This is a genomic window from Bradyrhizobium sp. URHD0069 (genome assembly GCF_000701345.1).
Lineage (GTDB): Bacteria > Pseudomonadota > Alphaproteobacteria > Rhizobiales > Xanthobacteraceae > Bradyrhizobium.
In genome coordinates, this window is sequence record NZ_JNIJ01000015.1 from 1 (window position 1) to 12757 (window position 12757).

The 12757-nt window shown below is 61.6% G+C and carries 9 protein-coding genes and 1 pseudogene; 6 read left to right on the forward strand and 4 right to left on the reverse strand.

The window, feature by feature from the left end:
• Positions 1-202, reverse strand: a pseudogene (locus N554_RS0109600) (IS110 family transposase); the annotation flags it as partial.
• Positions 203-496: 294 nt separating this feature from the next.
• Here N554_RS0109600 and N554_RS35630 point away from each other — a divergent pair.
• Positions 497-1573, forward strand: coding sequence for an NAD(P)/FAD-dependent oxidoreductase (locus N554_RS35630; protein WP_051677427.1), 1077 nt, complete (start codon positions 497-499; stop codon positions 1571-1573).
• 129 nt (positions 1574-1702) lie between these two features.
• On the opposite strand, the gene cycA is transcribed toward N554_RS35630, so the two are convergent.
• On the reverse strand, positions 1703-2095 hold the full coding sequence (gene cycA / locus N554_RS0109610) for a cytochrome c-550 CycA (RefSeq protein ID WP_029583271.1): 393 nt from the start codon (positions 2093-2095) through the stop codon (positions 1703-1705).
• 229 nt (positions 2096-2324) lie between these two features.
• Between cycA and N554_RS0109615 the strand changes: the two genes are divergently transcribed.
• The 3 genes from N554_RS0109615 (at position 2325) to glcF (ending at position 6589) form a co-directional block, all read left to right on the forward strand.
• Positions 2325-3818: an FAD-linked oxidase C-terminal domain-containing protein gene (locus N554_RS0109615; RefSeq protein ID WP_029583272.1), complete on the forward strand. Its 1494-nt coding sequence runs from the start codon at positions 2325-2327 to the stop codon at positions 3816-3818.
• A 219-nt stretch (positions 3819-4037) separates the two neighbouring features.
• Positions 4038-5276 carry an FAD-binding protein gene (locus N554_RS0109625; RefSeq protein ID WP_029583273.1) on the forward strand — a complete coding sequence of 413 codons (1239 nt, stop codon included), beginning with the start codon at positions 4038-4040 and terminating at the stop codon, positions 5274-5276.
• Positions 5273-6589: a glycolate oxidase subunit GlcF gene (gene glcF, locus N554_RS0109630; protein ID WP_029583274.1), complete on the forward strand. Its 1317-nt coding sequence runs from the start codon at positions 5273-5275 to the stop codon at positions 6587-6589. The genes N554_RS0109625 and glcF overlap by 4 nt, the downstream gene beginning before the upstream one ends.
• Here glcF and N554_RS39765 read toward each other — a convergent pair.
• A complete protein-coding gene (locus tag N554_RS39765) occupies positions 6518-6907 on the reverse strand; it encodes a hypothetical protein (RefSeq protein WP_156041865.1) in 390 nt (129 codons plus the stop codon). The genes glcF and N554_RS39765 overlap by 72 nt on opposite strands.
• Positions 6908-7537: 630 nt before the next feature.
• Between N554_RS39765 and N554_RS0109640 the strand changes: the two genes are divergently transcribed.
• The gene (locus N554_RS0109640) at positions 7538-8587 is read left to right on the forward strand and encodes a TorF family putative porin (RefSeq protein ID WP_029583276.1); all 1050 of its coding nucleotides are present in this window, start codon (positions 7538-7540) and stop codon (positions 8585-8587) included.
• Positions 8588-8939: 352 nt separating this feature from the next.
• On the opposite strand, the gene N554_RS0109645 is transcribed toward N554_RS0109640, so the two are convergent.
• On the reverse strand, positions 8940-10688 hold the full coding sequence (locus tag N554_RS0109645) for an ABC transporter ATP-binding protein/permease (RefSeq protein WP_029583277.1): 1749 nt from the start codon (positions 10686-10688) through the stop codon (positions 8940-8942).
• Between the two features lie 296 nt (positions 10689-10984).
• On the opposite strand from N554_RS0109645, the gene N554_RS0109650 reads away from it, so the two are divergent.
• Positions 10985-12649: an L-lactate permease gene (locus N554_RS0109650; protein WP_029583278.1), complete on the forward strand. Its 1665-nt coding sequence runs from the start codon at positions 10985-10987 to the stop codon at positions 12647-12649.
• Positions 12650-12757: the final 108 nt, after the last annotated feature.

Here is a 12757-nt window from a genome sequence, read left to right on the forward strand (position 1 = left end):
CCAACGCGCTGAAAAGCCATTGCGATAGCGGCCCGGCTTCCAGTCCGATCCGCCTGAAGCGGTAGATGGGGTTCCGCAGAACCTGCAGCAGAGCTTCAGGCTCGCTCGCCACCTTCACTTCCCGCACGATCCTGCCCGTGTCATCCACAATGCAGACGCTGGTCTGCTTGACCGATACGTCTAATCCAGCAAAATGGTCCATGCTGCGCTTCTCCTTCTGATGCTTGAGGCCGTAACCACGGACCTCGTTTCACCATCAGCCTGAAGCGCAGCACCCAAAATCTTCAGCTATCCACAAGCTGGGCCGGCCGATTACCCCATCTTTGGTGGGGGTAAACCGGACAAATAATAAGCGACGGCCGACGTCGCCCTTTGACCCGAAGCAGACTCGCGGCGAAGAAATCGTACTAACGCATGCGGCGTCGGACCGATCGCTTTGACCCCGAAGCGGTCGTAAATTCCGTGGGACGCGTGACCGGGAAGATTTCGCGCACATATGTGGGGGCTGCTCGACCGCCTTGTGGCGACCGGATGCCCGCCGATCCACACCTACTCCTTTGACTTTGGCCCCTTCACGATTGCCGGCGCCCCGGGCACTGACAAGAGCCCTTTCGCCTGCTGCCCGCGGCGAACCATCCTCGACAAGCTGCTCGTCGACGCCGCGGCCGAATCCGGTGCGGAGATCCGTCAGGGCTTCGTGGTCGAGGAGATTCTTTTCGAAGACGACCGTGCGGTCGGCATCAAGGGTCGATCAAGGCACGGCGGTTCGGTCACGGAGCATGCCGACGTGATCGCCGGGGCCGACGGCCGGCACTCGATGGTGAGTGAAGCGGTTTGTCCTGAGCAGTACCGCGAGAAGGCGCCGCTGCTGGCGGGTTACTACAGCTATTGGAGCGGTCTGCCCATGAATGGCCGGTTTGAAAGCTATATCCGCGACAAGCGCGGATTTGCGGCGGTCCCGACCCACGACGGTCTGACGCTTGTGATCGCCGGGTGGCCTTACGCGGAGTTTGAGAAGAACAAGCAGGACATCGAGGGCAGCTATCTGAAGACCATCGAACTGGCGCCGGCCTTTGCCGATCGCCTGCGCAGCGCGACGCGCCAAGCGCCGTTTGCGGGTACGGCGGTGCCGAACTATTTTCGCAAGCCCTACGGCCCCGGCTGGGCTCTCGTGGAGGACGCCGGCTACAATAAGGACTTCATTACCGCGCAGGGAATTCTCGATGCCTTCCGCGATGCCGAACTCTGCGCGACGGCACTCGACGAGTCTTTCTCAGGCGCGCGGCCATTCGATGATGCCATGGGTGAATATCAGCACACCCGCGACGCGCAGGTTGGGGCGATGTACGATTTCACTTGCGAGCTCGCAACGCTGGAGCCCCCGCCGCCCGAGCTGCAGCAGCTCCTTCAGGCGGCTCACGGCAACCAGGCGGCCATGGACGGATTTGTGCGTCTGAACGCCGGCACGATATCGCCGACGGAATTCTTTGCGCCACAGAACATCGAAGCGATCTTTGCCGCTGCAGCCTCAAGAGCTCACAGCGTGGGTGCTATTGGTGAGAGAGCCCCTTGATCCGATCGGTGAGCATAGTTGAGACATTGCGGCTTAGTCCGCTCTGGGTCGATTTTGGCCGCGGCATATCCGGTTAGGGGTTAATCCCGGAAATGCCGGTTCGCTGTTGAGGGCGGTGCCGCAAAGCCGCTACTTGGTCTTCCCGTCCTTGTCGTATTGCGCAAGAAACGCCCAGAGATCGTTGACCTCTTTCTCGTTCTTGACGCCGGCGAATGCCATCTTGGTGCCGGGAATCTTTGCCTTCGGGTCCTTGATGTATTCCTTGAATTCGGCCTCGTTCCAGGTGATGCCGGAATTCTTGTTGGCTTCCGAGTAGGAATAGCCTTCCACCGTGCCGGCCTTGCGGCCGTCTAACCCGTTGAGCACCGGGCCGATCTTGTTCTTGGCGCCTTCCCCGACTGCGTGGCAGGCTAGGCATTTGTTGAACGATGTCTTGCCGGCCGCGACGTCCTGGGCCAGTGCCACGGATGCGGTTGCCGACGATGCGATGACGACCAGCGCGCTCAGGGTCAGGTTTCTCATTGGATGCTCTTCGTGGGTTTGGGGCGACGATCCAGCCGCCCGTTGTTGCACGGGGCGCTCGCGGTGGACAAGCCGTGAAACGCGTCCGGGTTTCATCTATCTTACTTACGCCTTTCTGATGGCTGGCATTCGGGCAGCGCGAGCTATTCAAAACGTGCTTGATTTATCATGACAAATCGGCGAGCACGAAAGCGCTCGCAGCCCGGGCGGCTCGGCGGGAGAAGTAGCTATGACCATCATGATGCCCACATCGGATCAGGCGGTTTTGGGCCGCCGCGACGCCATCGTGGCGGCGCTGCGCGCGATCGTGCCGGGCGAGGGCGTGATCGACAGTGCTGCCGAAATGCTGCCCTACGAGTCCGATGGCTTGATGGCCTATCGTCAGCCGCCGATGGTCGTGGTGCTCCCGGACACGTCAGAGCAGGTGTCGCAGGTTCTGAAATATTGCTTCGAGCAGGGCATCAAGGTGGTGCCGCGCGGCGCGGGCACCTCGTTGTCCGGCGGCGCGCTGCCGCTGGCCGATGGCGTGCTGCTTGGGCTTGGCAAATTCAAGCGGATCCGCGAGATCGATTTCGATAACCGTGTCGTGGTGACCGAACCGGGCGTGACGAATCTCGCCATCAGCCAGGCGGTCGCCCACGCCGGATTCTATTATGCGCCCGACCCGTCGTCGCAGATTGCCTGCTCGATCGGCGGCAATGTCGCGGAGAATTCCGGCGGCGTGCATTGCCTGAAATACGGCATGACGACCAACAACGTGTTGGGCTGCGAGATCGTGCTGATGTCGGGCGAAATCATCAAGGTCGGCGGCAAGTCCGCGGAGCATAGCGGCTACGACCTGATGGGAATCATCACGGGATCCGAAGGCCTGCTCGGCGTCATCACCGAGGTCACGGTGCGGATTCTTCAGAAGCCGGAGACCGCCCGCGCTGTGATGGTCGGCTTTGCGCAAGTCGAGGCAGCCGGCGAATGCGTGGCGCGGATTATCGGCGCCGGGATCATCCCGGGCGGCATGGAAATGATGGACAGACCGGCGATCCACGCCGCCGAAGCCTTCGTCCATGCCGGCTATCCGCTCGACGTCGAGGCGCTTTTGATTATCGAACTCGATGGCCCCGGGGTCGAGGTCGACGAACTGATCGAGCGGGTCGAGGCGATCGCGCAAGGCTGCGGCTCGACGACGTGCCAGATTTCCACTTCCGAGACGGAGCGGAATCTGTTCTGGGCCGGCCGCAAGGCGGCATTCCCTGCGGTGGGGCGGATTTCGCCGGACTATCTCTGCATGGATGGCACCATCCCGCGCGGCAAATTGCCGGAGGCCCTGACGCGAATCCGGAACCTGTCGGAAAAATACGATCTCCGCGTCGCCAATGTGTTTCATGCCGGCGACGGCAATCTGCATCCCTTGATTCTGTACGACGCCAACAAGCCCGGCGAGATGGAACGCGCCGAAGCCTTTGGCGCGGATATCTTAAGGGTCTGTGTGGAACTCGGCGGCGTGCTCACCGGCGAACATGGCGTCGGCATCGAGAAGCGCGACCTGATGCCGGAGATGTTCAGCGAGATCGATCTCAATCAGCAGCAACGGCTGAAATGCGCTTTCGACGCGCAGGGGCTGCTCAACCCCGGCAAGGTGTTTCCGACCCTGCACCGCTGCGCCGAACTCGGCCGCATGCATGTCCACGGCGGCAAGCTCGCCTTCCCTGATCTTCCGCGGTTTTGACGATGAGGGCCGTCCATTTTCCGATCGTCACGCCCCGCCACGGGATCTCGCGTTTGGCGTGCCCGATGAGAGGCTCAAGCGGGGAATTCGGAATTCCGCGCCGTCGAGGCCTATCTGCGGCTTCTGCGATGGCTGGATCGTTCGCTGGAGCCTGTCATCGGGCGGCGCATCGCGCCGACCCGGTGGCGGACGATGGCCACAAAGAGCAGATCTAGTCTCGTGGATACCCTGAGAGTACGTGACGCCAAGGACGTCGAGCAGGTAGTGCGCGCGGCGATTGCCAGCGAGCAGCCGCTGGAAATCATCGGCCATGGCAGTAAGCGGCTGATCGGCCAGCCGATGGCGACCAACGCGCTGCTCGACCTTTCGGCGCTCAATGCGGTGACATCATATGAACCAAACGAGTTGATTATCACCGTGCAGGCGGGCGCGCCGCTCGCCGACGTTCTGTCGCTGATCGACAGCAAAAATCAGCAGTTCGCCTTCGAGCCCATCAATACCGCGCGGCTCATGGGGACGCCAAACCTGGGAACCATCGGTGGTATGATCGGTGCCGGGCTGGCAGGTCCCCGCCGCATCAGGGCCGGCGGCGCGCGCGACCATCTGCTGGGCGCACATGCGGTGTCGGGCTTCGGCGACAGTTTCAAGGCCGGCGGCCGGGTGGTGAAGAACGTCACCGGCTACGACCTTTGCAAGCTATTGGCCGGATCCTGGGGCACGCTGGCGGTCATGACGGAAGTGACGTTGAAGGTGATGCCGCGTCCGGAAAGCGAGCGCACGCTGGTGCTGCGCGGGCTGGACGATGTCGCCGCAAACCGGGCGATGACCGCGGCGCTGGGCTCACCTTTCGATGTGTCCGGCGCGGCGCATGTGCCGAAATCTGCCTTCCAAGCGGCGGTGAACGGGCTCGGCGATCACGGATCGCCGCGAGAGGCAGTTACCCTGCTGCGGCTGGAGGGCATCACGGCGTCGGCTACCCATCGCGCCGCAGCACTCGCCAGGCTGCTTGCGCCGTTTGGAACGGCGGAAATTGTAGAAGATGCGGCCTCTGCGGTGATCTGGAGTTCGGTTCGCGACGTTCAAGCATTTGCCGCCGAGGGCGCGCTCGGCGCGTGGCCGGTATGGCGGATCGTTTGCCCGCCAGCCTCCGGCGGCGCGCTCGGTGAGCGGCTGGCACGAGACACCGGCGGTGACGTGACCTATGATTGGGGCGGCGGCCTCGTCTGGGCGGCCCTGCCGCCCAAGCCCGACGCCCAGGCCGCGCTGGTGCGCCAGCGAGTCAATGCCGTTGGCGGCCATGCCATGCTGGTACGCGCGCCTGAAGAGGTTCGCCGCAGCGTCGACGTGTTTCATCCGCAGCCAAGCGGCCTTGCCGCGCTGGGCGAACGCGTCCGCCACGGCTTCGATCCGAAAAATATCCTCAATCGCGGCCGGATGACGCGAGAAACTCCGCTATGAAAACCGAATTCAGCCTTGTCCAACTCGCAAATCCCGATATCGCGGAAGCCGACAAGATCTTGCGCGCCTGCGTGCATTGCGGGTTCTGCACCGCGACCTGTCCGACCTACGTGCTGCTCGGCGATGAACTCGATAGCCCCCGCGGCCGGATCTATCTCATCAAGGAGATGCTGGAAAAGGACCGGCCACCGACGCAAGAGGTGGTCAAGCACATCGACCGCTGCCTCTCCTGCCTCGCCTGCATGACCACCTGTCCGTCAGGTGTGAACTACATGCATCTGGTCGATCAGGCGCGGGTCAGGATCGAAAGAGATTATACCCGGCCGCTGGCCGAGCGGTTGCTGCGCGCCGTGCTTGCCTGGGTGCTGCCGCGGCCCGACCTGTTTCGCTTAAGCATGATCCTGGCGCGGTTCAGCCGGCCGCTGGCCGCCTTGCTGCCGACACCGAAGGCGACGTCGCCGTCGCCGACTTTGTTGCGCCGAATCAAGGCGATGCTGGCACTCGCGCCGAGTCATCTGCCGGCACCGGGACCGGCTGGCGGAAGCGTTTTTCCGGCCCTCGGCACGCGGCGCGGACGGGTGGCTTTGCTGCAGGGCTGTGCCCAGCAGGTTCTGGCACCGCGCATCAATCAGGCGGCCATCAATCTCCTGACGCGTCATGGCATCGAGGTGGTGCTGGTCAAGGACGAGCAATGTTGCGGCGCGCTGACCCATCATCTCGGCCGCGACGACGACGCATTGGCGCTGGCGCGCGCCAACATCGCACTCTGGACCGCGGAGGCTGAGCAAAATGGCCTCGACGCCATCCTGGTGACGACATCCGGTTGCGGCACGGTGATCAAGGACTATGGCTTCATGCTGCGCGAGGACCGCGACTTCGCGGCTGCTGCCGCGAAGATCTCGGCGCTGGCCAAGGACATCACGGAGTATGTCGGCAGCATCGATCTGCAGCCAGCGCAGCAACACAGCGACATCGTCATCGCCTATCACTCAGCTTGTTCGCTGCAGCACGGCCAGAAAATCACCCAGCTTCCGAAAGAATTGCTTTCCAAGAACGGATTCGTGGTGAAAGATGTACCCGAGAGCCATTTGTGCTGCGGTTCGGCGGGGACGTACAACATTCTCCAGCCTGACATTGCGAACCGATTGCGTGATCGAAAGGTCGCCAATATTGCGATGATCAAGCCGGACATGATTGCTGCGGGCAATATTGGGTGCATGGTGCAGATTGCCGGTGGTACGTCAGTTCCTGTGGTGCACACCATTGAGCTTCTCGATTGGGCGACAGGCGGTCCTCGGCCAGGATTGACCTGATCGATTGGCCCCGAGTGGAAACGGACGACTTGAAACGCTCGATAGACATTGATCGGCGGCAACAGGAGGGATCACGATGGCTAAAGGCAAGAAGAGCAAAAAGAGCAAGAAGGCCAAAAAGGCCAAAAGAAGTCTTGTGACGGCGAAGAAGAAATCCGCGAAGAAATCTTCGAAGAAGTCGGCGAAGAAGTCGGCAAAGAAATCGGCAAAGAAGTCGGCGAAAACAGCCAAGAAGTCAGCGAAGAAATCTGCGAAGAAATCCGCCAAAAAGGCAAAGGCGGCAGCGCCGAAGAAATCCGCCAAGAAGGCCAGCGCCAAAAAGAGCGCGGCAAAAAGGAAGCCTGCTGCGCCTAAACCGGCGGCCCCGGAGGCCGCGCCGACCCCGGCTCCCGCGCCGGCATCTACGGGCCCGAGCTGGGCCTCTCCCGCTCCGGCCGAACCGTCATGGAGTTCTGGCGGTTCGTCCTCGAGCAGCGACGGCGATCACTAGTTTAGCCAAACACGCTCGATCGCATCGGGTGACGTTTTAAGGCCGCAGCTCTGCTTGCTGCGGCCTTTTCGCGTGAGGGGACTTCCTTGTGCGAGGGAGACGCAGAGCTGACTTCCGTACTGTTCGAACTCAGTCCCGGAAGGCGACTGATTCGTCCGTCCGGCGACCGGCCGCGTAGTCCGGTCCCTCCAGAAGCCGCTGACCGCTAAGCTAAATTGACCTACAGAGACCATTCAAAGTTGTTGTCGGAATGCAACACCCGACGACAACATCTTGCGGAAGGGCCATAATGCCCAAAAAACGCCTAATAAGTCAGCAGGTGCCCGTCTTTTTTGCTTCCCGACTTGGGTGGCGCGTTCCAGATTACCGTCAGTGAAGAATTTCGCTGCAGTCGGTTATCGCTTGTCCGTTGGGGGCGCCGGAATCAGACTGATGTTTGAAATGTGATGGGGATCGTCATGAAGAAAATGGTCTTGCTGGCAACCGCGCTGGCAATAGGTTCAGGTTCCGCTCTTGCGGCGGATTTGCGCGTGAAGGCCGTCAAGGCGCCGCCGCCGCCAGCGTTCGAGCCTTGGGATTTCGCCTTCGGCAGCGCGATCATGAGCGACTACATCTTCCGCGGCATCACCCAGTCCAACCACAAGCCCTCCGTCGCGGCCTATTTCGAGCCGCGCTACAACATCAACAAGGATGTGCAGCTGTATCTCGGCGTCGCGGCCGAGAGCATCTCTTTCCCCAACCGCGCCGCCGCTGAGATCGACATCTACGGTGGTATCCGCCCGACGTTCGGCATGTTCGCCTTCGACTTCGGTGTCTGGGGCTATCTGTATCCAGGTGGCTCCTGCTTCAACTCCGCCGCCATCCCTGGTTCCGGCATTCCCGGCTCAGATGCCAGCTGCGCTGCCAGCCCGTTCGGCAATTCCGATCCGATCACCGGTGGACTTCCGATCAACGGCAACTTCGCCAAGAAGGATGCCAGCTTTTTCGAAGGTTATGCCAAGGTCAACGTGACCCTCAATGACCAGTTCCAGATCGGCGCGACCGAATACTACTCGCCGAACTTCCTGAACCTCGGCGCCTGGGGCAATTATGCGTCGATCACCGGCAAGTGGACTGCACCGAGCGCGACGTTCGGCGCCAGCGGCGTCGGGATGTATGTCTCCGGCGAGTTCGGTCGGCAGTGGCTGGGAACCTCCGACGCCTTCTACGGCACGACCATTGCCAGCCCGCTTGGTGGCGGACCGTTCCCGAACGGCATTCCTGAGCCGAGCTACAACACCTGGAATATCGGCGTTGGCTTCACCTACAAGGTGTTCACGCTGGACCTGCGTTACTCCGACACCAACCTGTCGAAGGGCGATTGCAATGCGTTCACCAGCGACTTTACCGCTAAATTTGGCAACAACTTCACCCCGATCAATCCGGGTGGCTTCGGCTCCAACTGGTGCGGCGCGGCCGGCATTGCCAAGCTCTCGGCTGACCTGACCGCGATGACCAGCCTGAAGTAAGTTTCTCTCTCGAGACCAACGGGGGCGGCAGAGCAATCTGCCGCCCCTTTTGTTTTGCGGTGGTTCTGAATGAGACCGGATTGCCTGCAGCGGGCGAGCGATGCGATCCGCCGTAACTTGCGGGCGCCGTGCTCCTGACGGAGTTTGCCTAGAGCCTTTTCGTTTCGATGGAATCGAAACGGGGCTCTAGATTCCTGATTTGACGCGTTTTCTTGACGCGAACCGGGCCCCACTTCGCTTGAAAACGCTCTAGTCTATGTCTGACACCGATGGGCCCGTCGCCGGCCTTGGCCGCAGCGCTGGTGGTAGTGCGCGCCGCGTGCAAAGCCAGCGCCGTCATGACAGCTTGCCGTTATGACAGCTTGGCGTCCTCGCTCCGGTTCTGCAGGAGAAATTGATCGCCGTCGCGGGTCAGCACGACATTACGCTGGTGGAAGGCTTCAAGCGTAGAGCGATGACCGATCGAGACGATGGTGGTTGCCGGCAATTTCTGTTCGAGGAGACGATACAGCGCCGCTTCCGAGCCTTCATCGAGGGAAGCGGTCGCTTCGTCGAGAAACAGATATTGCGGCGCGTGCAACAGCGCGCGTGCAAGCCCAAGGCGCTGTTGCTCACCCAGCGAGAGTATCCGATTCCAGTGCGCCTCCTCCTCTAGTTGCGGCGCGAGCTGAGGCAGACCCACCGAGATCAGAACATCGCTGACCCGATCCGAACTGAATGTGCTCACCTCGGCGGGGTAGACGATCGCGGCCTTTAACGAGCCGACTGGAAAATACGGCCGCTGTGGCAGCGTCATCAGCTTGGCTTTCGCGGGGATGGCAATGCTGCCGCTGCCGAAGGGCCAGACACCAGCGATGGCGCGGAACAAAGTCGACTTGCCGGCGCCGGATGGGCCGGTGATCAGGGTGCGCTCATTGCTGCGAATGCTGAAGCCATCAGCCGAGATGAGCGGCCTTCCGTTGGGCAACCGGACGAGAAGCTGCTTCAAATCGATTTTGTCGCCGTCGGTTGAAGACACGACATCGATCGAGCCTTCCCTGGTCGCCAGGTTCGCGGCGCTGGCAATCGCCATCTCAAAACCATCGAGGCGGGCGACCACGGCTCGCCATTCCGCCAGCGACCGATAAATCGTAACAAAAAACGACAGCGCCCTCTGCACGCTGGAAAAGGCGGATGCGGTCTGCATCATGCCACCGAGCTGGATCTTGTTCGCAAAAAAGGCCGGCGCCACCAGGATGTAGGGGAAGATCACGGCGGCTTGCGAGTAGCTCGCGGTAAACGCCGTCAGCCGCTTGGTCCGCGACATGATGCCGTACCAATTGTCCACCACGCGGCCGAAGCGCTCGGAAAGCCGCTGCCGTTCGGCGCTCTCGCCCTGCAATAGCGCGATCTGTTCGGAGTTTTCGCGCACCCGAACCAGGTTGAAGCGGAAGTCGGCCTCGAAACGCTGCTGTCGATAATCAAGATTGACCAGCGGGGAGCCGATCCACTGCGTCAGCGCCGTTCCGAAGATCGCATAGATCAGCGCGCCCCACACGAGATAACCGGGGATCTCGAATTCGGCGCCGAAAACATGGAGCGGAGCCGCCGCAGATAGGCCCCACAGAATGACGACAAAAGACCCCAGCGTCACCACCGAACTCAAAAGGCCGATGCCGATGTCCAGCGTTCGCTCGACGAACAGTTTGACGTCGTCGGTGATGCGCTGGTCCGGATTGTCGGCGGCGTCGCCCTGCAACTGCATGCGATAGTGATTGGCGTCGTGAAGCCACTCGCCGAGATAGCGGCTGGTCAACCAGCGCCGCCAGCGGATCTGAAGCCATTGATTGAGATAAAGCTGATAGACCGCAAGCCCGATATAGCACGCGGCCAGAATCGAGAAGATGCCGATTTCCCGGACGAAGCCGTCCCAATTCTTCTCCTGAAGGGCATTGTAAAACCGGTTATTCCACTGGTTCAGCAGAACGTCGATTGCGACCAGCGACAATTCGATCGAAATCACTGCCGCAAGCAGCAGGCGGCCCGCCACCTTGTCCTCGGAACGGAAATAGGGAGCAGCGATCCGCCATACGATCGCGAGCGTCGAGCGGATGTTGTTCACAGATGGTCATCTCCGGGAAAGGGCTTCAAGCCCCTGAAATGATGGACGAATTGAAGATATAAGACTAAAGTTGTAGATGCTCCGGCCTGCGGCGGCTTGTCGCGGCCTCCAAGTCGACCCTAGCATGGGTGTAACGGCGAGGGGGCGCGGACCTTCACACTTCGCGAGGTTGTGAGCGGATTTGGTGTGGCCATGTTCGCCCCGACCCGCATTGCAAGGATGCTCCGCGACCACGCCAGGCACGGCTGACCGCCCCCGGTGGCCGGCGCGCGGCATAGTGGCTTGGGAGAATCGCGATGTGGAATCAAATCTATAATCCGCTGGGCAATGTGGCGCTGTCGACGGGGGCCGCCGCCATTCCGGTGGTCACGCTGCTGGTGCTGATCGCCAGCGGAAAAGTGAAGGCGCACATCGCGGCCATCACCGCCCTGATCGTCGCCAACATCATCACGATTGCCGTGTACCACATGCCTGTCAGCATGTCGGTCCGGGCATCGCTGCTCGGCGTGGTGGTCGGCTTCTTCCCGATCGGCTGGATCGTGCTGAACGTCATTTTCCTTTATCGCATCACGGTCGAGACCGGGAAGTTCGAGCTGTTGAAGCGCGCCATCGGCGGCGTCACCACCGACCGCCGGCTGCAGCTCTTGCTGATCGCATTCTCCTTCGGCGCCTTTTTCGAAGGGGCATCCGGCTTCGGCACGCCGGTCGCGATCACCGGCGCGGTCCTGATCGGGCTTGGTTTCTCACCGCTCGCCGCATCCGGCCTGTCCCTGATCGCCAATACCGCCCCGGTCGCCTACGGCGCGCTCGGTACGCCGATCCAGGGCCTCGCGTCCGTCACGGGCCTCGATCCCTATATCCTCGGTGCGATGGTCGGACGGCAACTGCCGTTCTTCTCGCTGATCGTGCCGTTCTGGGTGGTGTGGGCGTTCGCCGGCTGGAAGGGCATGAAAGACGTTTGGCCGGCCATCCTGGTCACCGGCGTGTCGTTCGCGATTCCGCAGTTCGTGATCTCGAACTTCATCAACCCCTGGATCGTCGATATCGGCGCGTCGCTTATCTCGATGGGCTGTCTCATCCTGTTTCTCAAGGTCTGGCAGCCCAGGGAACTCTGGCTGTCGCCGGTGTTGCGCGGTAGGGATGAGTCGGCGGCGACGATGAAGGCCGTCACGCCGATGGACAAGACGCCGCTGACCCAGGCGGAGCTCTGGGGCGCGCTGCTGCCGTGGATCATCGTCTGCATCGTGATGCTGATCTGGGGCAACGGGGCGTTCAAGAACTGGGCGAACTCGATCTTCACCTGGAATTATCCCGTTCCCGAACTGCACAATATGATCAACAAGGTGCCGCCGGTGGCGGCGAAGCCGACTCCGGAAGCAGCCGTCTTCGGATTCACCTATCTGTCCTTCACCGGTTCGGGCATGCTGATCGCGGCGATCATTTCCGGCTTCCTGATGGGCTTCTCGCCCGCCAAAATGATCGCGGAATACGGCCGCACCATCAAGCTGTGCGCGATCTCGCTGATCACGATCTCGGCGATGCTGGCGATCGGGACACTGACCCGCCTGTCCGGCGTCGACGCGACGCTCGGTCTGGCGTTTGCCGCTACCGGCGTGCTGTATCCCTTCTTCGGCACGCTGCTCGGCTGGCTCGGCGTGGCGCTGACGGGTTCGGATACCGCCTCCAACGTGCTGTTCGGCAATCTGCAGAAGATCACCTCGGAGCAACTCGGCCTGTCGCCGATCCTGATGGCCGCCGCCAACTCCTCCGGCGGCGTGATGGGCAAGATGATCGACGCGCAGTCGATCGTCGTCGCCTCCACCGCGACCAACTGGTACGGTCACGAGGGCACCATCCTTCGTTACGTGTTTGTGCATTCCATCGTGCTGGCCTGTCTTGTCGGCTTCCTCGTGATGCTGCAAGCCTATGTCTATCCGTTCACGGCGATGGTCTTGAAGTAGGCCCCGCCCGGTCTGACGACACGGACAAGATCCCCGCGGCCCGATAGCCCGCGGGGATCATTCGTGCAGCAAAAATTTTTGTGGCTGCCAATCTAGTCAACGTCACGC

What these genes read in the sequence shown, in the direction of transcription:
- N554_RS35630 (WP_051677427.1), top strand. Translation starts at nt 497, where the DNA reads ATGTGGGGGCTGCTCGACCGCCTTGTGGCGACCGGATGCCCGCCGATC.
- N554_RS0109615 (WP_029583272.1), top strand. Translation starts at nt 2,325, where the DNA reads ATGACCATCATGATGCCCACATCGGATCAGGCGGTTTTGGGCCGCCGC.
- cycA (WP_029583271.1), bottom strand. Translation starts at nt 2,095, where the DNA reads ATGAGAAACCTGACCCTGAGCGCGCTGGTCGTCATCGCATCGTCGGCA.
- glcF (WP_029583274.1), top strand. Translation starts at nt 5,273, where the DNA reads ATGAAAACCGAATTCAGCCTTGTCCAACTCGCAAATCCCGATATCGCG.
- N554_RS0109640 (WP_029583276.1), top strand. Translation starts at nt 7,538, where the DNA reads ATGAAGAAAATGGTCTTGCTGGCAACCGCGCTGGCAATAGGTTCAGGT.
- N554_RS0109650 (WP_029583278.1), top strand. Translation starts at nt 10,985, where the DNA reads ATGTGGAATCAAATCTATAATCCGCTGGGCAATGTGGCGCTGTCGACG.